11 protein-coding genes are annotated in these 25,967 nt (G+C 52.4%); 9 read left to right on the top strand and 2 right to left on the bottom strand.

Annotation, left to right across the window (positions count from 1 at the left end; all coding sequences use genetic code 11):
* Positions 1-62: 62 nt before the first annotated feature.
* The gene (gene glgB / locus CJA_RS09185) at positions 63-2,276 is read right to left on the bottom strand and encodes a 1,4-alpha-glucan branching protein GlgB (protein ID WP_012487502.1); all 2,214 of its coding nucleotides are present in this window, start codon (positions 2,274-2,276) and stop codon (positions 63-65) included.
* Between the two features lie 375 nt (positions 2,277-2,651).
* Between glgB and glgC the strand changes: the two genes are divergently transcribed.
* From glgC to CJA_RS09165, 4 genes are read left to right on the top strand one after another with little or no spacing between them, the layout of a single operon-like run.
* Positions 2,652-3,920, top strand: coding sequence for a glucose-1-phosphate adenylyltransferase (gene glgC, locus CJA_RS09180; protein ID WP_012487501.1), 1,269 nt, complete (start codon positions 2,652-2,654; stop codon positions 3,918-3,920).
* Positions 3,913-5,637, top strand: a complete 1,725-nt coding sequence (locus CJA_RS09175; protein WP_012487500.1) for a glycoside hydrolase family 57 protein — start codon at positions 3,913-3,915, stop codon at positions 5,635-5,637. The genes glgC and CJA_RS09175 overlap by 8 nt, the downstream gene beginning before the upstream one ends.
* Positions 5,638-5,691: 54 nt before the next feature.
* Positions 5,692-7,227, top strand: coding sequence for a 4-alpha-glucanotransferase (gene malQ / locus CJA_RS09170; RefSeq protein WP_012487499.1), 1,536 nt, complete (start codon positions 5,692-5,694; stop codon positions 7,225-7,227).
* Between the two features lie 40 nt (positions 7,228-7,267).
* A complete protein-coding gene (locus CJA_RS09165) occupies positions 7,268-7,630 on the top strand; it encodes a hypothetical protein (RefSeq protein WP_012487498.1) in 363 nt (120 codons plus the stop codon).
* A 532-nt stretch (positions 7,631-8,162) separates the two neighbouring features.
* On the opposite strand, the gene CJA_RS09160 is transcribed toward CJA_RS09165, so the two are convergent.
* Positions 8,163-8,690 (bottom strand): sigma-70 family RNA polymerase sigma factor, encoded by a 528-nt coding sequence (locus CJA_RS09160; protein WP_041551387.1) that lies wholly within the window; start codon positions 8,688-8,690, stop codon positions 8,163-8,165.
* Between the two features lie 433 nt (positions 8,691-9,123).
* Between CJA_RS09160 and CJA_RS09155 the strand changes: the two genes are divergently transcribed.
* From CJA_RS09155 to CJA_RS09135, 5 genes are all read left to right on the top strand, one after another.
* A complete protein-coding gene (locus CJA_RS09155) occupies positions 9,124-22,239 on the top strand; it encodes a non-ribosomal peptide synthetase (protein ID WP_012487495.1) in 13,116 nt (4,371 codons plus the stop codon).
* A gap of 274 nt (positions 22,240-22,513) precedes the next feature.
* Positions 22,514-23,374 (top strand): formylglycine-generating enzyme family protein, encoded by an 861-nt coding sequence (locus CJA_RS09150; RefSeq protein WP_012487493.1) that lies wholly within the window; start codon positions 22,514-22,516, stop codon positions 23,372-23,374.
* Between the two features lie 32 nt (positions 23,375-23,406).
* Entirely contained in the window at positions 23,407-24,804 is a 1,398-nt protein-coding gene (locus CJA_RS09145; RefSeq protein WP_012487492.1) for an aspartate aminotransferase family protein, read from the top strand.
* Between the two features lie 86 nt (positions 24,805-24,890).
* The gene (locus CJA_RS09140) at positions 24,891-25,172 is read left to right on the top strand and encodes an MbtH family protein (RefSeq protein WP_012487491.1); all 282 of its coding nucleotides are present in this window, start codon (positions 24,891-24,893) and stop codon (positions 25,170-25,172) included.
* Between the two features lie 8 nt (positions 25,173-25,180).
* Positions 25,181-25,939 (top strand): thioesterase II family protein, encoded by a 759-nt coding sequence (locus tag CJA_RS09135; protein ID WP_012487490.1) that lies wholly within the window; start codon positions 25,181-25,183, stop codon positions 25,937-25,939.
* Positions 25,940-25,967: the final 28 nt, after the last annotated feature.

Genomic DNA, 25,967 nt, shown 5'->3' with positions numbered 1-25,967 from the left:
GTGTCGTTGATGGAAAAGCATCGAGCAGATACGCTCGATGCGGCAATAGCTTGCTCGTTATCTCAGGCGAGTTTGAGCAACAGGCCCCCAAGTGGCGGCAGGGTCACTTCCAGCGACTGGCCGTGGTTCATCCAGGGCACAGGCTGGGTGTAGAGCGGGTTGGCATTACCCAGGTTGCTACCTCCATAAAACTGGGAGTCAGAATTGAACACTTCCTGGTATTGCCCGGCCACAGGCACACCTATACGGTAGTTGTAACGGGGCACCGGCGTAAAATTCAGGATAACCAGGGTGAACTCGCTATCGCTGGAACGAATATAACTGATGATGGATTGGGTACTGTCATGGCAATCAATCCATTCAAAACCATCGCCGCGAAAATTGCGTTGGTAGAGCGATGGAACCTGCCGGTACAAATGGTTGAGGTCCTTCACCGCCGATTGCACACCCTGGTGTGGGCCGTAATCGAGCAGGTGCCAATCGAGTGAGCGCCCATGGGCCCATTCGCTCCATTGGGCAAATTCGCCCCCCATAAACAGTAGTTTGCTGCCGGGATAGGTATACAAGTAGGTATAGAGCAGGCGCAAGTTGGCAAACTTCTGCCAATCGTCTCCCGGCATTTTGTTAATCATGCTGCCTTTGCCATGCACCACTTCATCGTGGGAAAACGGCAGTTGGAAGTTCTCGGTAAAGGCGTACATCATGCCGAAGGTTAATTGGTTATGGTGATACTGGCGGTGGACTGGCTCCCTACTCATATACTCCAGGGTGTCGTGCATCCAGCCCATATTCCATTTCATCGAGAAACCCAGGCCGCCAACCCAGGTAGGACGGGTGACTTGTGGCCAGGCGGTGGATTCTTCGGCGATCACCAGGGCACCGGAATGCTGGCCATGGCAGATCGCGTTTAGTTGTTGCAGGAAGGTCATGGCCTCCAGGTTTTCATTACCGCCGTGGATATTGGGAATCCACTCGCCCGGTTGGCGGGAATAATCCAGGTGCAGCATGGATGCGACCGCATCTACCCGCAGGCCATCAATGTGATATTCCTTTAACCAAAACAGGGCATTGGCCAGCAGGAAGTTACGCACCTCACTGCGGCCATAGTTGTAGATCAAGGTGCCCCAGTCCCTGTGCTCGCCCAAGCGTGGGTCTTCATGCTCATAAAGTGCTGAACCATCAAAGCGCGCCAGGGCATGGGCGTCTTTGGGAAAGTGGGCGGGCACCCAATCGAGGATAATGCCGATACCCTGCTGGTGCAGGTGATCTACGAAATAACGGAAGTCATCGGGTGAACCAAAGCGACTGGTAGGCGCATAGTAGCCCGTGGTCTGGTATCCCCAGGAATCGTCCAGCGGATGCTCGCTGACCGGCAGTATTTCAACATGGGTAAAGCCCATGTATTTCACATAATCCGCCAGCTGGTGGGCCAGCTCGCGATAACTTAAAAACTCACCGGCCCAACCGCGGCGCCAGGACCCCAAATGCACCTCATATATAGAGAGGGGAGAGGCCTGCCAATCCCAGTGGGCACGATGTTCCATCCAGTCCGCGTCCTGCCAGGCAAATGCTGAATCGGCTGTAATGATGGAGCTGGTACTGGGACGATGTTCGAAGGACTGGCCATAGGGGTCTGACTTCAGGAATACCGCACCTGTCTGGCGGTTGCGGATTTCAAACTTATACAGGTCGCCCGGCTGAACACCCGGGATAAATAATTCCCACAAACCGCTGCTACCGCGCACACGCATGGGATGGTGACGGCCATCCCAATCGTTGAAATTGCCAACGACGCTGATTCGCTCGGCATTGGGGGCCCAGGTGGCAAAAAGCACCCCATTGATGCCATCCACCTGGCGAGGGTGTGCACCCAAAAGATTGTAAATGTTCCAATGTTGACCTTCAGCGAACAGGTGCATATCCAGTTCGCCCAATTGTGGTGCAAAGGCGTAGGGATCATAATGAACCCGGTGTTGGTTGTGGCGGTCGTACCATTCAATTTGATAGTGGACGGGAAGCTGCTGCCCCAAACCGTACCACTCAAAGAAATCAGTTCCCGGAAGGCGGTTCAATGGGGCAATTTGTCTGTTTTGTCTGTTAATTACCAGCTCGGCTGAACGTGCGCCTGGCAGGTAAACCCGAACCAGGGTGTCGGCGGTTGCAGTTGGAACGGGGAGGGAGTGTCTACCCAAAACCTCAAAGGGATCGTGGTGTGTTGCAGTAATAATACGTAGCAAATCTTGACTTAAGTGTTGTTCTTGCTTGGGATTCGACATTCCATCCTTCCTAATTAATAACGCGTGCCAGGATTGGCATACAACATCGACAGGTATCACCGACACACAAACGTAATACCCATGGGATTTACTAGCTTAGCTATTGTCCTTCATTTTTGTTGCATCCAGGTTTTCAAAATTTTTTAAACACGTCCAGGGATTTGCAGGTTCAGTGCCAAACTTGTGTCTACAATTGGATTGTTCCGGTGAGGGTATGTTACCGCATTGTGTCTCACCGCATGCCTTTCAGATTTTGTTATTCAATCCGTGTTTTGAGCTCGATCAAGCTTTGGCATTGATATTGCTCCTACACTGGGGTAACCCGGGACGACAGAATCCTATCCACAAAAGATAACGCTTAAGGAATCGCTTTTAATGAGTACACCACATACTTCGGGCCGTTTTGTCAGTCGTCTTACCCGTGAAACCCTGGCGGTTATTTTGGCAGGAGGCAGGGGCTCACGCCTCCACCAATTAACTGATTGGCGTGCCAAGCCTGCTGTGCATTTTGGTGGTAAATTTCGCATCATCGATTTCCCGCTATCCAATTGCGTCAACTCGGGAATTCGTCGTATTAGTGTGCTTACGCAATACAAATCCCACTCACTCGATCGCCATATACAACGCGGGTGGGGGTTCCTGGGTGGCGAGATGGGTGAGTTCGTGGAATTGTTGCCTGCGCAACAGCGCCTGGACGAATCCTGGTATGCCGGCACGGCAGACGCAGTGGTGCAAAACCTGGATATCATTCGCCGCCACAATCCCGAATATGTATTAATTCTTGCCGGTGATCATATTTATAAAATGGACTACGGCACCATGATTGCTGCCCACGTTGAAAGGGGAGCGGATATCACCGTAGGCTGTATTGAAGTACCCCTGGACATTGCCCATGCCTTCGGCGTAATGGACATGGATAAAGACCACCGCATTGTTAAATTTACCGAGAAACCCGCCAATCCCGAACCCATGCCGGGCAAACCTGACAAGGCACTGGCCTCTATGGGGATCTACGTTTTCAGTACCAAAGTGCTGTACCAACAACTTATGAAAGATCGCGATAATCCCAATTCATCACACGACTTTGGTAAAGATATTATTCCGTCCATGATTAAAAACAATCGCGTGATGGCCTTCCCATTCCGCGATCCGGTTTCCGGTGGCGATGCCTATTGGCGTGATGTGGGGACAGTAGACTCCCTGTGGGAGTCCAACCTGGAGCTGGCGGGAGTAAACCCGGAGCTGGATTTGTATGACGAAGCTTGGCCAATCTGGACGCACCAGGAACAAGTCCCTCCGGCCAAGTTTGTCTTCGACCAGGATAACCGTCGCGGTATTGCGATAGATTCCCTGATTGCCGGGGGTTGTATTGTATCGGGGTCGACAGTGCGGCATTCGCTGTTATTCCCTCGCGTGCGGGTGCACTCCTACTGTGAAATTTCCGATTCAGTTGTGTTCCCCAATGTGGAAATCCATCGCAATTGTAAAATCCGCCGCGCCCTTATTGATCGCTATTGCAAAATCCCCGAGGGAACCGTAATCGGTTACAACCTTGAGGAAGACAAGAAACGTTTTCATGTATCGCCCAAAGGGGTAGTACTGGTCACTCCAGATATGTTGGGACAGGATGATATTTATGGTTAATGCCGGCAAAACCAAAGTTGTTTTCTTATGGCACATGCACCAGCCGGATTATCGCGACATTATTACCGGTGAATACTATTTCCCATGGACCTATCTTCACGCCATCAAGGATTATGTGGACATGGCTGCACACATTGAGCTCCAGCCCAAAGCCAAGGCAGTCGTGAATTTCGCACCTATCCTGCTGGAACAGCTAGACGACTATGCCGAGCAAATCCAGTCACATCTTTCATCGCACACCAACATCAAGGATGCCGTCCTGGCATCCTTAACCGACATCGCCTTGCCGCCGCCAGGTTCTACTGCATTTGCAGGCTTGGTGGAAAAGCTCCTGCGTGCAAACCGCGAACGCTTGATTGAGCGTTTCCCGGATTATCGGGAACTCGCGGATATTGCCAGCAGTTTTTCCCATCAGCCCCATTTGTGTCGCTACCTCAGCGAGCAATACCTGGTTGATCTTTGTGTCTGGTATCACTTGTCCTGGACCGCCGAAATCGTGCGCCGTACCGACTCGCGCATTACGCGCCTGCAAGACAAAGCGCGCGGTTTCAACATGGATGACCGCCGTTTGTTGATGACAGTTATTGGCGAGTTGGTTGCCTCTGTTGTGCCGCGCTATCGCAAACTGGCTGAAAATGGCCAGGTAGAACTTTGCATGAGCCCCTACGCACATCCCATTGTGCCTTTGTTGATCGATATCAACAGCGCCAAAGAGGCAATGCCGGATGTTACCTTGCCCAATGCCATCCACTACCCGGATGGTCGCAACCGTGCCAAATGGCATCTCAATGAAGGTATCAGGAGCTTCGAGCATTACTTTGGCGTGCGCCCACGTGGCTGTTGGGCATCGGAGGGCGCCCTGAGTGACGCGACCCTGGCGCTCTTGCATGAGGCCAAATTTGAATGGGCCGCCACCGGTGATTCCGTATTGCATAACACCCTGCGCCATGAACAAAACCAGGCTGTAGCACAGCGCCTGCAAGAGCAGCATATTTCCCTGCATCGCGCCTATGAATTTGCACAGGTGCCCTTAAAAACCTTTTTTCGCGATGATGGTCTTTCTGACCTTATCGGGTTCAAATATTCCAATTGGCATTCCGACGATGCGGTGGGCGATTTGATCAATCACATGGTCAACATTGCCAATAGCGCCAACGACCCCGCCAATACGGTGATTTCCGTCATCATGGATGGTGAAAACGCCTGGGAATATTTTCCGGAAAACGCCTATCACTTTTTATCGACACTCTATCGCTCCCTGTCTGATCATCCACAGTTGGCAATGGCAACCTATGCCGAAGTGTTGGATCAACAACAGCCAATCCCAACCGAGATGCCACATCTGGTCGCGGGCAGTTGGGTTTATGGCACCTTTTCAACCTGGATTGGCGATCGTGACAAAAACCGTGGCTGGGATATGCTCTGTGAGGCCAAATCCCATGTAGACAATGCACTTAAAACCAAAACCTTTACCGCCGAGCGGCTCGCGCAAATTGAAAAACAATTAGCCCTGTGCGAGGGATCTGACTGGTTTTGGTGGTTTGGCGATTACAATCCGGCACAAAGTGTGAGTGATTTTGAATATCTCTATCGTCGCCATTTGAGTAACTTATATGCACTTATTGAAGAGCCGGTGCCGGCTTATCTTGCGCAGGTTATCAGTGTTGGCGGTGGTGACCCTGCCAGCGGCGGTGTTATGCGCCATGGGCATGCCTGATTAACTGCAGGCAGGACAGTTCATCAACTTGCTTTTCCTTCGGGGAATTTTTTCATGTCGAGCACCCAGGCTCAGGTCAGTTTTTTTTCACAACGTCGCGCCGGAGTGCTCCTGCATCCAACATCCCTGCCATGCAGTGAATCCCGTTACCTGGAAGGAACCACTGCCTTTGGCACCCTGGGAAAAGAAGCTTATCGTTTTATCGACTTTATGGCCGAAGCAGGTTTAAGTGTATGGCAGATGCTACCTACTGGTCCCACACATCAGGATTTGTCGCCTTATCAATCGATTTCTGCCCACGCAGGTAACCCGGATTTAATCAGTTTTGACTGGTTGATAGAGCAGGGCTGGATTCCAGCAGAATCTGTTCATCTCTTTTCTCCTGATCGCACTAACCTGGCTATAGCCCGTCAACAAGCTGGCGCCAGTTTTTTTGCGTTTATTCAGACGGAATACGGTGCTAGCGTCGCACAAACCTATCATGCTTTTTGCGCAGCCCAGGCTTATTGGCTCGATGATGTCAGCCTGTTCTGTGCCTTGCGCAACCATTTCCAGCAACAAAGCTGGACCACCTGGCCGGAAGGGTTACGTCAGCACGATCAACAGGCGTTGTCTGCCGCCCGCCAGGAGCTGGCGCCAGAGGTTGCCCAGGTCTGTTTTGAGCAATTTGCTTTCTTTCAGCAATGGCAGTCATTGCGCAATTATGCGCAGAAAAAATCCATTTACCTGTTCGGAGATATTCCTATTTTTGTTGCACACGACAGTGCGGATGTCTGGGCGGAGCAGGGCAGTTTCCTGCTGGATGAAGCAGGGCAACCCATGAGTGTTGCAGGTGTTCCACCGGATTATTTTTCGGAAACAGGCCAACATTGGGGCAACCCCCATTATGATTGGGACGTAATGCGCGCCGATAATTTTCGCTGGTGGCTCGCGCGCCTGAAAACTCAACTAGAATTATTTGACCTGATCCGGATTGATCATTTTCGTGGTTTTGAAGCCTATTGGTCGATTCCAGGCGATACCCAGGACGCTCGCCAGGGAGAGTGGATCAAGGCACCGGGAGAAGCCTTGCTTAACGCCTGCTTTGCAGCATACCCGGATCTGCCTCTGGTAGCTGAGAACCTGGGCGTTATTACCGACGAGGTTGAAGCATTGCGCAAGCAATTTGCCCTGCCGGGCATGCTGGTACTGCAGTTTGCCTTTGATGGCAACCCTGCCAATCCCCATCTGCCGCACAATCATTCCCTGGCGGATGTGATTTACAGCGGAACGCATGACAACGATACCAGTCTGGGTTGGTATGCGTCGTTAAACGATTTTTCGCGACAACAATTGCGCAGTTATTGTTTTCACTCAAGCGATGCAATGCCCTGGTTATTAATAAACCTGGCATTATCATCGGTTGGTCGCATGGCTATTATTCCCATGCAAGATTTTATGGAGCTGGATGGACGGCACAGGATGAACATGCCGGGGACAACGGATAAAAATTGGGTGTGGACGTTTGATTGGGATCAAGTTGATCCAGGGTTGGCGACTCGGATCCGCCAACAATTAGCAACCTATCATCGCCTGGTTAACCAGGTGTGACGGGTTAAACAATTCACTCAACTTTGCTAGGAAAATCATTATGGAACACAGATGCAGCGAGCGTTATCCGGCCGATATCAAAATACTTATCTATAAATATCAACTTCCCGTAGCCATTGGCCGTATTAAAAATGGCAATCGTTACGGCTTGTTTGTTGAATCAGATTTGGTCGGCATTAAACCCTTGCAGCAACTGGGCATTGAGATTCTGGCTTATCGCAATTCGCATAAATTGCATCGTTATCGCTATGATGCGATTGTTATCCATACCAATGACGGTGGTTTTGGTATGGAATTGGATGCATTGGATGAGGAACAGGCTGCACAGCTAATGGATTTATTGCATGCCGCACCGGTAACCCCGAAAGAAAGCGAACTGTACGCCATGGTCGCCAATGCCTGACGCAGCGACTAGCCCGATTTCGCGAAGCAGCCAAGGCTGCTTCTTTTTTTATGGGGTCATTACTATTTGGATTATCGCCATTGCGGAAAAAAATAAAATAACCGTGTGATACCTATGTTAGTGAAATTTCTTTTGGTAACAGTTTCGCTTCGGGCATGAGTTCAACTTGACTGTGAATTGCTGGCTTTCTGTGTAAATAAACACTGGCAATGATGATGATTAATACCCCTGCCAAAACCAACCATTTTAGCCATCCCAGCAAGAGGTTAATTATTCTATGCATTGTGCTTTACCGATACTGTATTGGCAGATGCTAAAAATAGGTTTTCACTTTATGAACGAATGAAGGGCCATATTATTTAAGGCATATCGAGGTTAGTACCAGGTAATTACTGATACATGGCGAAGGATGGATTCAGTGACAGGTGGCTTTATGCAACCTATGGACGTGGTGAAAATTTAATACAATTTATCAGGGAAGGCTATTGGCTAGCCCACACCGGAAGTATTGTAATAATTGGTGTTATGGCGCTTAAAAAAGCTTGGAGCAGTGAATCAGTGCATCTCTTATCATGAAGTTGACAAGTGTAGGAGAGACGCCTAATTCTTCAGCAATTTCTTTCTGGGGGATGCCAAATATACGATGCCGCTCAAAGGCATAGCGGGTGCGATCAGGTAGTTCAGACAGCAGCGTGGATAACTGCTCCAAAAGCCGTTGATCCTCGTAAATTTTCTGTGGGGATATTTCATAGGGATTAATATCATCTTCTTCTGCATCAATGGCGATATGTTTATTGATTAATACTTGCTTGCGATAATGATCAATAGCCAGATTGCGAATAATTTGGAAAAGATAATTGAGTTGGTCCTTGCTGGATGAAATTCTGGTAGACGTCACTGGCGGAGCAGACGTAAGCCTGAAAAAAGCATCTTGCACCATATCTTCTGCCTGATGGTTACAGCCAGTGAGTTTATAGGCAAACCGGAGCAGCGTTGACAAATTTTCTGTGTAAATCTGAACCCAGGGAGCTGGGGGGGTGTGAATGCTCGCATCCAGCATAGTTTGTCCCAATATCAGTGAATATTTATTTAATAACCAGAGCCCGGATACATAGGCGAAAAGAATAATATCGATAATGAGAAGTATTATCAATCATGTTTTTGATTTTCTATACGATGAATTTTTTGTTGCAGAATGGCCCCGATTTATTGATCAGTTTGGACTTTGTCGCGTGTATTTGCATTCGCTCTTTACACGACTAATTATTTCTTTCCCACCTTCGTTACTTGTCCATAGTCAAGGTCTTGATAACCCGGTTATTGAGCGGTAACACCACCAGTCATTCGCAGACCTTATCAATATGTTTTGACATGTTGGCGATGGGTTGTCGCCAATAGATAGCGGCTTGTTTGCAATCGATTCTCTATTTCACGGAAGTTGAAAAAAGCGATTGTTGAGCGGGCCGGGACAAATATCCTAACGGAGTGGATTTATGGCCGACTCATTCATAATGCCATTAACACTGGCCCATGCATTGCGGGCGAAAGCTGAGTACATGCCGGACAGTACGGCGCTGTACTTTCTGAATGATCAGGGGGATGGGGCTAGACAGCTAAGCTATTACGAACTGGATAGGCAGGCGCGAACAATTGCGGCTGTTATACAAACCATGGCCAGTCCGGGTGATAGGGCAATCCTGCTGTTTCCCAGTGGGGTTGATTATGTGGCAGCATTTTTTGGTTGCTTATATGCAAAAGTTATAGCCGTACCTGCTTATCCACCAGAATCTGTCAGACCTCAACACCAGGCGCGCCTGGCATCTATTATCGAAGACGCTCGTCCCCGCTTGTTATTGACGGATTCGGTTTTGCTCAAACCATTGCAGGAGGCTGGCCAGCATCTTTTGGCAAAGCTTGGTGCCGATGCTCCGGAGTGGTTGTGTGTTGACACCCTGGACAGTGTTATTGCTGAGCGTTGGCAGAAACCCAATATTGATCCCGGCGACATCGCTTTTCTGCAATATACCTCTGGCTCTACGGCACAACCCAAAGGGGTGCAAGTCAGTCATCATAATTTGGTAACCAATGAATGGATGATTCGCCAAAGCTTTGCCATTGGCGATGATGATGTGATTGTCAGTTGGCTGCCGCTTTATCACGACATGGGATTGATTGGCTCACTACTGCAATCCATTTTCAGTGGTATTCCCTGTGTGTTGATGTCATCTAATTATTTTTTGGAGCGGCCGGTTCGCTGGCTGGAGGCCATTAGTCATTACGGCGGCACGATCAGCGGCGGGCCCGACTTTGCTTATCGCCTGTGTGTCGAGCGTATTGGTGAGACAGCACTACAACAGCTCAATTTGAGCAATTGGAAGGTGGCGTTTTCCGGTGCCGAACCCATTCGTGAAGACAGCCTGCGCTTGTTCAGCGAGAAGTTTTCGGGGTGTGGCTTCAACAGCGATAAATTCTTTCCCTGTTATGGTTTGGCTGAGGCCACCTTGTTTGTAACAGGTGGGCAACGTGGGCGGGCACCGACACTCCTGGAGGTGGATCGGGAGGCACTATCGCGCAATCATGCCGTCCCTGGAACGGGAGCGACTCTGGTTGGCTGTGGCCGACATCAACCAGGACAGGAAATTCGCATTGTTGAACCTGTTCGCCAAATTGGGTTAGCCGATGGTGTTGTCGGCGAAATATGGACATCCGGCCCGGGGATTGCCAATGGTTATTGGTGTAATGCCGAGGCGACAGCAAAAGCGTTTGTCAATCTGGATGGCCGCATTTGGTTGCGCACCGGGGACTTGGGTTTTTTGCGTGAGGGTGAGTTATTCATCACCGGGCGTCTGAAAGACATGCTGATCGTGCGCGGGCATAACCTCTATCCCCAGGATATCGAGCGCACGATTGAAGAAGAAGTGGAGGTCGTACGGAAAGGGCGGGTAGCGGCCTATGCTGTCAATTTTAATGGCGAAGAAGGTATCGGGATTGCGGCAGAAATCAGTCGTAAATTGCAGAGGCTGGTGCCAGCCCAGGTATTGATCGACAGCATTCGGCAGGTGGTGGCAGAAGTATTTCAAGAGGTGCCGCAGCAAGTTGCGCTGCTTAACCCCGGAACCTTACCCAAAACCTCCAGTGGTAAATTGCAGCGCTCCGCCTGCCGGATTGGATTGGCAGACGGTAGTTTGGACGCTTATGCGCTTTATCCAGCAGCGCAACAACAGGTAATCCCTGATAACCAAACCACCAGCGGCTCGGACTGTGGAGAAATGATTCGGGCTATTTGGTGTGACATATTGGCTGTGGAGCATTTAGCCCCCAATGCCCATTTCTTTGTTAATGGTGGTAATTCAATTCGCGCCGTACAAATGATCAGTGCGTTACGGGAGCGGTTAGGTTTATCCCTGGATGTTTGGCAGTTGTTTGAAGTGCCCAGGCTGGATGCGTTTAGCATGATGGTTTCCAGGCAGCTTGCCGGGAATACTCCGGTCATTAATGCTATTCCGCCCTTAGCGAGTGACCAGACGGAATTTGCGTGTTCACCGGGGCAGAAACGCTTGTGGTTTTTGTGGCAACTGAATCCGCGAGGTGCTGCCTATAACATTCCTGGCGGCTTGCACCTGCAGGGTGTGCTTAACAAGGTGGCGCTGCAACAGGCATTGCAAACCCTGGTGGAGCGTCATGAGGTATTGCGTACCCGATTTATTGAACGCGATGGCGTGCCTTATCAGTCAGTGACAGGACAACAGAATGTCCCTGTGCATCCTATCGATTTGACCCGACTTCCCATCGCCGAGCGGGAGAAGAGAGCAGGCCAGTGCCGGGAGGAAGAGGCCCTGGCTCCTTTCAATCTTGAAACAGGCCCCTTACTGCGAGTTACCTTGATAAGGTTGGCTGATGATGAGCACCAATTACTGGTCACCTTTCACCACATTATCGTGGATGGCTGGTCTGCCAATATCCTGATGGCGGAATTGGCCCAGCTCTACAGCGCCTATAACCAGGGCAAAACCATCACCTTGCCTATGCCGGCTGTTACCTATGGAGCCTATGCTGAATGGCAGCAGCAGTGGTTGGCGAGTGAAGAGGCCCAACAGCAGCGCACTTATTGGTTAACACAGTTGGCCGGGACACAGGCGCTGCTGCCGCTACCAACCCGACATCCGGGAGAGCATATCAATGACCGCCATAGTGAACCGGTATTGGCTGCTCGCTTGTGTCGAAAGATAGGGCCCTCTTTGGCGAAGAGCCTGCGCGCCTTGGCTGACCATAACGACACCACACTTTTTATGGTGTTGTTAGCCGCATTCCACGTGTTGTTGTACCGCTATAGCGGTGAAAAAACGATACGCCTTGGTATCCCCAGTGCCAATCGCCATCAGCCCGGGATTCAGCAAGTGGTGGGATTTTTCGTTAACACCCTGGTATTGCAAGGTGAGTTTGAACCGCGCCTGGCTTTCACAGGAATGCTGGCGGCAGTAAAAGCTAACACGCTGGCAGCCCAGGCACATCAAGACCTTCCCTTTGATCAGCTGAGCGAAGCACTGGGGGTCGCTTTCAATGTGATGTTCAACCACCAGCAGCGTGACCCGGCAGCGGCCTGCGCCATACCGGGATTGGCGGTGGAAGAGCTGCCCTGGCATAGCCGCCACGCCAAATGCGATTTGCAATTGCAATCGGAGGAAGACAACCAGGGAAATCTATGCCTGTCCTGGGATTATGCGGAGTCGTTGTTTGATGCGGATGTCATCGTGCGTATGGCGGAGCATTTCCAATACCTGCTGCAGCAAATAGCAGATGATCCACAGCGGGCCATTGCTGATTTGTCATTACTGGATGCTGCCGGGTATCGCCAGTTATCCACCTGGGAGCATGTACCTGGACTGGGTCGCAGCAGCACGCTGTTGGCGGGCCTCGAACATGCCGCTGCCCTGTACCCTGAACGCATCGCTATCCAGTGGGCAGGCGAGAGTATCGGTTATCAGCAGTTGCATGAGACTGCCAATCGCCTGGCCCATTATCTGCAACATTGTGGTGTCGGGCCGGATGTCTGCGTAGGTGTGCTGATTGAGCGTTCGCCGCTGATGTTGAGCGCAATCTTGGGGATCTTAAAGGCCGGGGGAGCTTATGTGCCACTGGATAGGGAGTATCCCATCGCCAGGCTCAATGACATGTTGCGCAATACCGGTGCGACGCTATTGCTTACTTCAGGCGCTGCTCCGGAGGGACTCAGCAGGGCGATCAGCATTGATCTGGCCACACTAGAGTTGGCTAACTGGCCGGTGACCCCGCCAGTTGTGGATTTGCACGACCATCACCTGGCCTATGTCATTCATACCTCCGGTTCCACTGGCCGTCCCAAGGCCGTGGGTGTCAGCCGGGGCGCAATGGGGGAGCGGCTGGCCTGGATGCAAGCCACCTATGCCTTGACGAGTGAGGATGTCCTGCTGCAAAAGGCACCGCTGACCTTCGATGTGTCCGTGTGGGAATGTTTCTGGCCATTACTTGCCGGTGCCCGCCTGGTATTGCCCGGGGTAGGGGACCAGCGCGATCCATACCGGTTATTGGAGTGGGTTATCAGGGAACATGTCAGCGTATTGCATTTTGTGCCATCGCTGCTGCAGCAATTCATTGAGCAGCCCGATGCAGCGAATTGCCACTCGTTGCGCCTGCTGTTTTCCGGTGGAGAAGTATTGTCGCCCGCACTGCGCGACCGTGTGCTGGATGTATTGCCTCAGGTGACACTGCACAACCGCTATGGCCCAACCGAGGCCGCTATCAACGCTACCTACTGGCAATGCCAAAAAGACGATACGGAATTCTCACCGATTGGCAGGCCGCTGTCCGGGACTTGTTGCCGGGTGCTGGACGGCGAGTTTGCGCAAGTACCCCCTGGTGTTGCAGGCGAGCTGTGTATTGGCGGAGCAGGGCTTGCCCGGGGATATCTGGGGAGCCCGGCGCAGACAGCGCAGCGATTTGTTCCCGATCCCTATGCCGACGACACGAATGCAGGGGCGCGCTTATATCGCTCTGGCGATGGAGCGCTTTGGCATACCGATGGTGCCCTGGTGTTCCTCGGGCGCTTGGATCGACAAGTGAAACTGCGCGGGTTTCGTATTGAACCGGGGGAAATAGAGGCTCGCTTGTGTGAGATGGCGGGTATCCGGCAGGCCGCGGTTCAGGTACACACCAGGGCCAATGGCGACCAGCAACTGCTGGCTTATTACACCCTGGAAAAAGGCCGGGGCATTGCTCCAGATTCGCTGAAGCAGGCACTCAAACAAGTGTTACCAGATTATATGGTTCCGGCCCAATTGATTCCGCTGGATGAGATGCCGTTATTGTCCAGTGGCAAAGTGGACTACCAGGGTTTGCCACTGCCTGGCTGGCAGCGACGTGAGTATATCGCGCCGGTCACGCCGCTTGAGCAACAGATTGCAGCTATTTGGCAGGAGGTCTTAAGCCTGCCCGATATTGGCCTGGCTGATGATTTTTTTGCGCTGGGCGGGCATTCGCTATTGGCTACCCAGATTGTGGCGCGTACCCGTCAGCGCTGTAATGTGACACTTCCGCTCAAGGCGCTCTTTGACGCCAGTGAATTACGGGCTTTTGCGACTGTGGTAGCACGCGCCAGGCAGGCAGGTGAGATCAATCGCCAGCCGCCGATTGAGACGGTGGATCGGCATCAACCCATCCCCTTGTCTTACTCCCAGCAACGCTTATGGTTCCTGTGGCATCTGGAGCCTGAGAGTCCCGCGTATAACGTCGGCGGTATGGCGCGGTTTAACGGGGCGCTGGATGTGGATGCCCTGGATTTGGCTCTGCAGGCGCTCATTGAGCGCCATGAAACCTTGCGTACTACCTTTCCTGAAGTCGATGGCGTTCCGGTACAGCAAGTGAGGGACAGGTCAGACGTTAGGTTGGCCAGGCATGATCTTGCTCACCTGGAGCCCGCTGATCGCCAGGCGCGGTTAGCGGCACTGGCAGACCGGGAGGCACATCAGCCTTTTGACCTGGAGCAGGGGCCGCTGCTGCGCGCCCATTCGATCAGGTTCAGTGACCAGGAACATTATCTGGTGCTGACCTTGCACCATATTGTGACTGAGGGGTGGGCGATGGATATCTTCGCCCGTGAACTGGCTCTATTGTATGAAGCATTTGCCGCTGGCTTGCCATCGCCATTGGCGCCATTGCCGGTGCAATACCTGGATTACAGCGTATGGCAACGGCGCTGGCTGGAGTCCGGTGAGCGCGAACGCCAGCTTGATTATTGGCGTGAACAATTGGGCACTGAACACCCGCTATTGGAGTTACCCGCTGACCGCCCCCGACCTGCGGTACAAAGCCACCGCGGCGAGCTTTATCGCTTCGATCTGCCCGATGAGCTGGCCGCCCGTGTTCACGCGTTTAATGCAACCCGTGGCACTACATTGTTTATGACGGTTACGGCGGCTTTGGCGCTGTTGCTATACCGCTACAGCGGTCAGGACGATCTGCGTATTGGTGTACCGGTGGCCAACCGTATTCGCCCCGAGAGCGAAGGGCTGATCGGCGCATTCCTGAACACCCAGGTGTTGCGTTGCCAGGTGCGCGCTGAGATGAAAGTGTCAGAGCTGCTGGACCAGGTGCGGCGCACAGTCATCGAGGGGCAATCCCATCAGGATCTGCCTTTTGAACAAGTGGTGGATGCCTTGCAGCCACAGCGCAGTGCCGCCTATAACCCGCTGTTCCAGGTTATGTGCAACGTGCAGCGTTGGCAGTTCCAGCAAACCCGTGAATTGGCAGGTATGACTGTTGAATACATTGTCAACGATGCCAGGGCCATTAAATTTGACCTCAACCTGGAGGTCACCGATCTCGATGGCCGCTTGGGATGTTGCCTAACCTATAGCCGTGATCTGTTTGATGAGCCGCGCATTGCTGCCATGGCTGATCACTGGCGCAACCTGCTCGCGGCGATGATTGGTGATCCCCAACAGGCAGTGGCCTCTCTCCCCTTATTTAACAGCGCTGAACAGGCGCAACTCCTTGCGTGCTTGAACCCATCCCCGGTCGATGCCGTCAGCCATAGCGAGCTAATCCCTGTGCAGGACAGGTTTGCCCAGCGGGCTGCATCCGCGCCTGAAGCGATTGCGTTAATCATGGATGGCGAAACGCTCTGTTACGGCGAACTGGAGCGCCGCGCCAATCGCCTGGCCCATTGGCTGCGCGCGCAAGGAATACAACCGGAACAGCGGGTAGGACTGGCTCTGGAGCGCTCTTTTGAGATGGTGATTGGGCTGTTAGCCATACTCAAGTCGGGTGCAGCTTACGTGCCGCTGGATCCGGAATATCCCCGGGAGCGACTGCACTACATCATCGAAGACAGCGGCATTGTGATGCTACTGGGCTATCGCGCCCTGTTTGACACCATGGGTGAATTGCCAGCCGAGGTCAATCGCTGGTGCCTGGAGGATGACAGCGTGGCCCTCGCTCATTATCCGGACAGCGCACCTGCCAGCCTGACCCAGCCCCGGCATCAAGCCTATTTGATCTATACCTCCGGCTCCACGGGCAAGCCCAAGGGGGTGGTCGTTGACCATGGGCCATTGGCCATGCACTGCCAGGCGGTAATTGATACCTTCGGTATGCGTGACGACGACTGCGAGCTGCATTTTTATTCCATCAATTTCGATGCGGCCAGCGAGCGCTTATTGACTGCCCTGTTATGCGGGGCCCGCGTGGTGTTGCGCCGCCAGGGACAATGGGCAGTAGAAGAGATTGCCTCGCTGATTGCGGAACATAAGGTCACGATTCTGGGCTTGACTCCAGGCTATGGCAGCCAGCTGGCCCAATGGGTAATGGATCATCGGGCGGTGAAGGAAAATGCGTTTTCATCGGTGCGCCTGTGTATTACCGGCGGTGAGGCACTGACCCCGGAACATTGGCAAGCGATGAGCCGGGCGTTTCAGCCTGCGTATTTTTTTAACGCATATGGGCCGACAGAAACGGTGGTAATGCCGTTGGCAGCCCCTGTCGGTGATAGCGTCCGCCAGGGAACAGCGACACTACCCATTGGTAAGGCGGTGGGAGAGCGGGTTGCCTATATCCTCGACGATAACCTGATGCCGGTACCTGCCGGTGCTACCGGTGAACTGTATATCGGGGGACTGGGTGTCGCCCGTGGTTACCATGGCCGGCTGGACCTGACTGCAGAGCGATTTATTCCCAACCCTTTCGATATTGCCGGGCGTTTGTATCGAACCGGTGATCTGGTGCGTTTGAATGCCGATGGATTGGCTGAATATGTGGGGCGCGGCGATAACCAGGTCAAGATTCGCGGTTTTCGCATTGAGCTGGGCGAAATCGAGTCTTGCCTGTTGGGGGCTCCCGGTGTACGGGAGGCAGCGGTCCTCGCTGTGGGCAATGAGGGCCACCGTCAACTAGTGGGTTATCTCAGTGGACAAGTGCTGGCTGATGAAACCATTGACACTTTCAAGGCCCGTGTGAAGGACTATCTCCAGCAGCAGTTGCCGGACTATATGGTGCCCGCACAACTGATAGTGCTGGATCGGTTGCCACTCAATCCCAACGGCAAACTGGATCGCCGTGCGTTACCCGCCCCTGAAATAGCTGCGCTCACCCAAGCCTATACCCAACCGGAAAGTGACCTGGAGCGGGAACTGGCAGACATTTGGAGTAAGGTTCTGAATGTGGACAGCGTCGGCATAGACCACAATTTCTTCGAGCTGGGCGGCGACTCGATTTTATCCATCCAGGTGGTTAGCCGTGCGCGCCAGCGAGGTATCCACTTCAAGCCCAAAGACCTGTTCCAGTACCAGACGGTGCGCACCCTGGCCAGGGTAGCCACGCTAAAAACCCAGGCATCGGACGGGTTGGCGCTCACCGTCGAACAGGGGCCACTGGCAGGCCCGTCACCGATGACACCTATCCAGCATTGGTTCTTTACCCTGAATGTGCCGCATCCACCGCATTGGAACCAGGCGGTTTGGCTGGACATGAGTGAGCCTGTTAAACCTGTACTGCTGGAACTGGCGTTACAGCGATTAATACATCATCACGATGCCCTGCGCTTGCGTTTTGACCAACAGGAGGGGCAATGGCAGGCGGCATACCAGGCATCGGTCGATCTCAATGGCGCAGCACAGCCGTTATTACAGGTGGTAAATGTCGCGCAGGTGACAGACGCTTCGCCGGATGTGGATGCTGTGCAGCGCAGCCTGGATTTGCAACAGGGGCCGTTATTGCGCGGCTTGTTACTCCAGGCGAAGAACGGCGGCCAGCGCTTATTGCTGGTGATTCACCACCTGGTTGTGGATGGCGTGTCATGGCGCATCCTGCTGGAAGATTTGCAGTTGTGTTACCGGCAATTACACGCCGGTGCAGAGATCCATCTGCCAGCCAAAACCACAGCCTTTCGGGATTGGGCAGCCTACTGGAGCGATTATGCCAACAGCGATGCAATACCTGAGGCACTGGCGTGGTGGCAAACAGAATTAGACTTCGCCGGATTGTCCAATGGCACCCAGGGCGACGCTATAGAGGTTAACCCGACCGCGAAAAAACACGCATTGCCCTGTGATTTTCCCGCTGGTGAAAACCTCGAATGGCAGGCCAATACGCTAACCGTCTGCCTGGATCCCGATCAGACACAAGCGCTGTTACAGCGGGCGCCTGCTGCGTATCGAACCCAGGTGAATGATTTGTTATTAACGGCATTGGCACGCGTATTGTGCCGTTGGACCGGGGATGAATCAGTGTTGGTGCAATTGGAGGGGCATGGTCGGGAGTACACAGAGGACATCCTGGATCTGACCCGGACGGTAGGCTGGTTAACCGCTGCTTACCCGGTTCGCTTAACGCCGGACATGGGCGATAGGGTTGCATCCATCAAGGCGGTTAAGGAACAGCTCAGATCGGTGCAGTCACGTTTGCAAAGCTATGGCCCGCTGCGCTACCTGGCAACCGGTTGGGTGCGCGAAGCAATGGCTGCACTGCCGGTTCCGTCCCTGACATTTAATTATTTGGGACAGATTGACCAGGGCATCGACCAGGATGGGCTTTTCCGCTGGGCTGGTGGCGCGGAAACCGGTAATCGCGATCCCGAGGCCCCCTTGCCCAACGATATCAGTATCGATGGCCAGGTGCAGGGCGGGGCCCTGGTATTGCGCTGGACATACAGTGCGGCGCGCTATCGCGAAAGTACGATAGCCGAACTGGCGGAAGACTATATCCGTGAGCTCGATACCCTTATTGCTACCTGTTTGGTGGATACAAACGGAGGGCTGACGCCATCCGACTTCCCCCTGGCACAGCTCTCCCAGGTGCAATTGGATGCATTGCCAATACCCGCGCGGCACATCGAGGATATTTATCCCTTAACTCCCATGCAGGAAGGTTTGCTGCTGCACACCCTGTTGGAGCCGGGCACCGGTATTTATTACATGCAGGATCGCTACTGTATTGACAGTGCGGTTGACCCTGCCTGTTTCGCGAGTGCCTGGCAAGCGGTGGTGGATCGCCACGAAGCCTTGCGCACGTCATTCAGCTGGAATGCCGGTGAAGCCATGGTGCAAATCGTCCATAAAACCTGGCCGGTGCCAATGGATTATCAGGATTGGCGGGGCGTTTCAGAGGCTGATAATGAGCAGCGGTTGCGCGCTTTATTGAAAACCGAGCGGGAGGCGGGCTTTGATTTGCTCAATGCACCACCGTTCCATTTGCGCCTGATCCGTATCGATGAGGCGCGCTATTGGTTTTTGATGAGTAACCATCACATCCTGATCGATGCCTGGTGTCGTTCGTTGCTGATCGGGGATTTCTTTGCCATCTATAGCGCACTGCTTGAAGGTCGCAACCTGGCGTTGCCGGCAGCACCGCGCTATCGCGACTATATCGCCTGGCTGGGTAGCCAGGATCCTGCGCTCAGCCGCCAATGGTGGCGCACCGCATTGCAGGGGTTCGGTGCATCTACGCCTATTGCCAGCGATAGGCCGCTGTTGCGGGAACACGCCGGCAATAACGGCGGAATGCAAGTGGGCGATTGTTACAGTCATCTCAGCGCGCAGGCCAGCCACCAATTGCAAACCCTGGCGCGACAGCACCAGCTGACCATCAACACTTTTGCCCAGGCAGCCTGGGCCCTGGTTCTGCGTCGGCTCAGCGGCCAGCGCGACGTATTATTCGGGGTTACCGTCGCAGGGCGACCCATCCATTTACCGGCGTTACAGCAAACGGTGGGGTTGTTTATCAACAGTATTCCGTTGCGGGTTGGCTTTCCCGACATCGGTGAAGACTGCCGGGTAAGTAATTGGCTGCAACACTTGCAAGCACATAACCTGGAGCTGCGCGATCACGAACACCTGCCGCTGGTCGATATTCAGGCTTGCAGTGAGGTACCCAAAGGGGAGCCGCTGTTTGACAGTCTATTCGTATTCGAAAATGCCCCCGTGGAAGTGTCGGTGCTGGATAGGGCGCGGCAATTCAATGCCAGTTCCGACTCCGGGCGTACCCACACCAATTTTCCGTTGACCGCAGTTTGCTATCCGGGCGAGGAATTGGGTTTACATATCTCCTTTGACCAACGTTATTTTAACGACGCTACCGTGGAGGCCATGCTAGGGGAATTCCAGCGCTTGCTGTTGGCACTGGTACAGGGCTTTGATGGCATGCTCGGTGATATACCGCTGGTCGGTTCAAGTGAGCAGGATTTCCTGATCCACGAGTGCAATAACAGTGAGCGTAACTACCCGCTGGAGAGCTATGTCCGTTTATTTGAGCAGCAGGTTTCCATTCACGCCGAAAGCATCGTGGCCAGTTGCCGTGGTGAGCAATGGCAATACCGGGAACTTAACCAGTATGCCAATCGCCTGGGACATCGTCTTTTGGCACTTGGCAATCTGGCTGACAAACCGGTGGCGCTGCTTGCCGAACGCAATCTGAAGTTACTGGGCATGATACTGGGCACCTTTAAAGCAGGGACGGCCTATCTCCCCCTGGACCCCGCGCATCCGCTTCAACGGCTTGCCGACATGTTGACCATGAGCCGCGCTCCCGTACTGGTGTGCGAGAGGAGCCAGGTTGCACTCGGCCATGATGTACTCGCCCTCTGTCCAGAGCACAATCGTCCATTGCTGCTGGTATGGGAGGACACACAACACGATGCTGTGCCCGACCATAATCCGGGGATATACGGTACTGCAAACAGTCTCGCCTATGTGATCTATACCTCTGGCTCTACGGGGAAACCCAAAGGGGTAATGGTTACCCAGCGCGGTATGCTCAATAACCAATTGAGTAAAGTGCCGTATCTGCAGTTGGATGAGCGCGATGTCGTTGCCCAGACGGCGTCCCAATGCTTTGACATTTCGGTGTGGCAGTTTTTAGCGGCTCCGCTGTTTGGCGGCCGGGTTGTCATTGTCCCCAATGATATTGCACACCATCCAACGGCCCTGATGGCACAGGTTGTTGCAGAACGTATTACTGTCCTGGAAAGTGTGCCCTCGTTGATCCAACGCATGTTGGAAGAAGATGAACAACCGCTATCGGGTTTGCGCTGGATGTTGCCCACCGGGGAAGCCATGCCACCGCTTCTGGCAAAACGATGGCTGGAACGCTATCCGGATATTGGCCTGGTGAATGCTTACGGGCCGGCAGAATGCTCGGACGATGTGGCATTCTTCCCGGTGAGTGAGTCGTTTACAACAGGTAGTTATCTGCCGATCGGCTCACCCACGGACAACAATCGCCTTTACGTACTGAATGACGAACTTTCACTCACGCCTATTGGCGCCGTGGGTGAATTATATGTGGCAGGGACAGGGGTAGGGCGGGGTTACCTCGCTGATCCGGTGCGCACTGCGCGCGCTTTTATTCCCAATATATTTGGAGGCATTGGCGAGCGGCTGTACGGCACAGGCGATCTCGCACGGCGTCGTTCAGATGGTTTATTGGAATACGTCGGGCGAGCAGACCATCAAGTCAAGATGCGTGGCTTTCGTATTGAACTGGGGGAAATTGAATCCTGCCTGCTGGATGTTGAAGGCGTGCGCGAGGCTGCGGTGATTGTCCAGGCGCGCTTGAGTGGGGATTATCTGGTGGCTTATTTGACACCAACCCAAACCTTCATCGCCTCCCACTCACAATCTGAATTGATCGAGCGGTGCAAGTCGTGGCTGCAGGCTTGCCTGCCTGATTATATGGTACCTGCCTATTGGCAACTGCTTGCAGAAATGCCGCGCAACACCAACGGCAAACTGGATCGCAAGGCGCTACCCACTTTGGATATTGGTGCTTTGCAGGAACAGAGTTATGTCGCGCCACGGGATACCTTAGAGCAGCAATTGGCAGCCATTTGGGCCGATGTGTTGAAAATTGACAAGGTTGGTATACACGACAACTTTTTTCAATTGGGCGGACACTCCCTGCTTGCCACCCAGATTGCCTCACGGGTACAAAAGGTCTTGCACAAAGGTATTCCCCTGCGCGCGATGTTCGAGTGCCATACCGTTGAATCATTGGCAGACTTTATCCGGGGGCTTGAGAGCTCATCCATTACCCGGGAAAAAGCCGATCGCTTAAGTGATTTAATGGCGCAACTTGAAGTGTAACTTCAGTCCGGCAATAAAAGGGAAGGGATGCCCTTTGTTATCATTTTATCGCCGATATTTAAATTTTTTGTGAATGACAGGTGGCTTGCCTGGCAATCAGGCATTCACGATTTCTGTCATAGCATTTGCTATCAAGCGACAGAATAAGCTTATTTTCGGTTTTCCTAAATTCTTCCAATTGCATATCGTTTCCTTAACAACACAAAAACGCTTTATTGGCTGCCTATCTGCATCAAGTGCAAGATAGATATTGGTAGATAGTTAAGGAAACGCTATGAAAAAAATATTTCCTGTTTTGATTACCCTGTTATTCATGTCACCTCATGCAGGCATTTTCGCTGCAGAAAAATTTCCCCGTCCGGGCACCTTACTCAAAGACTGTGATGTATGCCCGGAAATCGTCGTTCTTCCGGCGGGCAGTTATATTATGGGTACGCCTGACGATGAGATTGGTCGCCAACCTGACGAAGGTCCCCAGCGAACCGTTACATTCGCCAAGCCTTTTGCAATCGGTATTTATCCGGTAACAGCTGCTGAATGGGACGCCTTTATTCAGGCAACCAATACACCGCGCCGCAGTGGAGATACCCGCCCGGGGCGGGCGTGTACGGATGGCAAGCCAACCTATTCCTACAGTGCCCGGCAACCTGCGGTATGCATGACATTTGAGGATACTGAAAATTATGTGAAATGGCTGACCAAAAAAACGGGGAAGACCTATCGCCTGCCCAGTGAAGCAGAATGGGAATACGCTGCCAGGGCCGGGTCAACAGGCCCTTTTCCATTTCCCTTTGATGAAGAAGGGGTATACAAAATCAATAAAAATGCCAATACCTACGGTCATGCCGATGGCTATGAATACACGTCACCGGTAGGCAGTTATCCACCGAACAAGTTTGGGCTGTTTGATATGCATGGCAATGTGCATGAACGGCTCATGGATTGCGTTAACGATAGTTATGACAATGCACCAACAGATGGAAGTCCCTGGATGGAAGGGGATTGCGATGAGCGGATTATGCGAGGTAATGATTGGATTGAACCCCCAATATTTTCCCGCTCTGGAAATCGTAATAGTCGGCCTGTGGGATTGGTTGGGGATTGGTTAGGCCTTCGTGTAGTGCGTGAATTGTAAGCCCAATAGGCGAGTTAAATAGGACTGTTGCCATGTTACTCGATGAAGAAAGTTTGGCTCATACTTTTATTGATAATGATGATCCGCTGTACCTGATTGAAGACTCCCCCTTGTTAATACGACAAAAAGAGAAAGAGTCCAATGCCCGCAGTTACCCTCGGCGTATTCCCCTGGCGTTGAGTAAAGGAAATGGCATTTATGTAGAGGATGTTGAAGGGCGGCGCTTTATTGATTGTCTGGCGGGTGCTGGGGCACTGGTACTGGGGCACAATCATCCGGTGGTAGTGGAAGCGATGCGTCGAGTTCTGGATGACGGCCTTCCATTACTGACACTGGATCTTACCACCCCGGTAAAAGATAAGTTTATACAGGATTTATTTGCGATATTACCCGCGTCATTCCGTCAGCAGGCAAAAATTCAATTCTGTGGCCCCAGTGGTACCGATGCGGTAGAGGCTGCCCTGAAGTTGGTACGCACGGCTACCGGGCGGAGTACTATTTTATCGTTCCAGGGGGCTTACCATGGTATGAGCCAGGGGGCGCTGAGTTTAATGGGCAACCTGGGTCCGAAAAAACCGCTCGCTGCGTTGTTAAGTAACAATGTGCAATTTATGCCTTACCCTAACCATTACCGCTGTCCATTCGGATTGGGCGGGGAGCAAGGTGTTAACGCCAACCTTCATTACCTGGAAAGTCTGTTTGCCAATCCCGAAAGTGGGGTATCACTTCCCGCAGGTGTGATTGTCGAAGTTATTCAAGGCGAAGGTGGGGTTATACCGGCCGATATTCACTGGCTAAAAGGATTACGGCGTATTACCAGTACCTATGGGGTACCACTCATTGTAGATGAAATCCAGAGTGGCTTTGCGCGCACCGGAACCATGTTTGCTTTTGAAAAAGCAGACATCATCCCGGATGCCATTGTACTTTCCAAAGCGATTGGGGGCAGTTTGCCACTGGCAGTATTGGTGTACAACGAGCAATGGGATAAGTGGCAACCGGGTGCCCATGCAGGTACTTTTCGCGGCAATCAAATGGCGATGGCTGCTGGATCCGCCGTCATGGAATACCTGGTGCGTGAAAACATGACCACTCATGCAACCAGGATGGGAATGCGTTTATTCCAACATTTCCGGGCACTGCAAATCCGTTATCCGCAAGTGGGGGATGTCCGTGGGCGCGGCTTAATGCTGGGCGTAGAAATCGTTGATCCTGCTGGGAATCCGGATGCTTGCGGAAACCCACCGCCATCAGGTTCACTCGCTGCCGTTATCCAACGGGAATGCCTGGTGCGCGGATTGATTGTGGAGGTGGGCGGACGCTTTGGCAGCGTAGTGCGTTTCCTGCCCCCCTTGATTATTACCGATAGTGAAGTAGATAAGATTGCATCAATTTTTTCAAAAGCTGTTGAGGCGGCCATAAAATACTAATTTTCATCAATTTTTATTCGTTTATCCTCAAGAATTGAGGATTACTTTTTTGCGAATAAGTCAGTGCTAAAAATAGGAGCCATACCATGACATCAGTGTTTGATCGTGAAGATATTATCTTTCAAGTGGTTGTAAACCACGAAGAGCAGTATTCCATTTGGCCAGATTATAAAGAAATCCCCAAAGGCTGGCGCAAGGCAGGAAAAAGTGGCTACAAAAAAGAATGCCTCGACTATATCGAAGAAGTCTGGACAGATATGCGCCCACTGAGTTTGCGCAAAGCGATGGAGGCTCAGGAAAAAAATGCCCAGAACCCGTCAAATAAAACGCCAAAAGAGCATGCAATTCCTGAAGTTTCCGAGCATTAACCTATAACATGAATCTTTTTTGCCTTCCTTATTCCGGCGCAAGTGCCTCCATCTATTATCAGTGGCAGCGAGAGCTGCCGCACTGGCTAACGGTCTGTCCTGTTGAACTGCCTGGCCGGGGAATGCGCATGGATGAGCCACTGCAAACCAATATGGCAGTATTGGTTGAGCAACTGGCGGAGGAGATGAGCCAGCGGATAGGCAACCAGCCATATGCTGTTTTTGGCCACAGTTTGGGGGCTATTTTGGCATTTGAGCTGGTACGACGCCTGATAAATATTGGGGCCACCACTCCCGTTACACTATTTGTCTCCGGCACATCGGCACCAACCCGTCGGCAACGTTGTGTTGAACAGCTAAGTGAGTTAACAACAACGGCTGATGTGAAATCCTATTTGCGAAAACTGGGTGGTATGTCAGAAGACGTTATTGATAATGAAGAGCTAATGGCTATGGCATTGCCCGTTATTTGCTCGGATTTCGAACTGTGCAAAAGCTATTCATACGCACCTGGCCTTAAAAGGAATTTACCCTGTCCACTGGTGGTGATCAGTGGTCAGGATGAAGACATTACCAGCGATGAATTACTGGCGTGGCAGGACGAGGCCGGGGAATACTTTTATCTGTCAACATTCAGGGGCGGGCATTTTTTCATTCACGACAGCAGGGATGATGTGATTCGGTTTGTGCGCAATCATCTCCGACCGTTTTGGCAAAAAAATAACAGTAAAGGAATTTTTACTCGTAGTTATACTTCTTTGGTGTGATTAAAAATTTGGAGTTTATCTATGGCCG

Origin of the sequence: Cellvibrio japonicus Ueda107, assembly GCF_000019225.1 — a bacterium.
In the GTDB taxonomy this organism is placed as follows: Bacteria; Pseudomonadota; Gammaproteobacteria; order Pseudomonadales; family Cellvibrionaceae; genus Cellvibrio; species Cellvibrio japonicus.
Note: the sequence above shows the minus strand (reverse complement) of the source record. Positions and strands in the feature narration are given on the sequence as shown.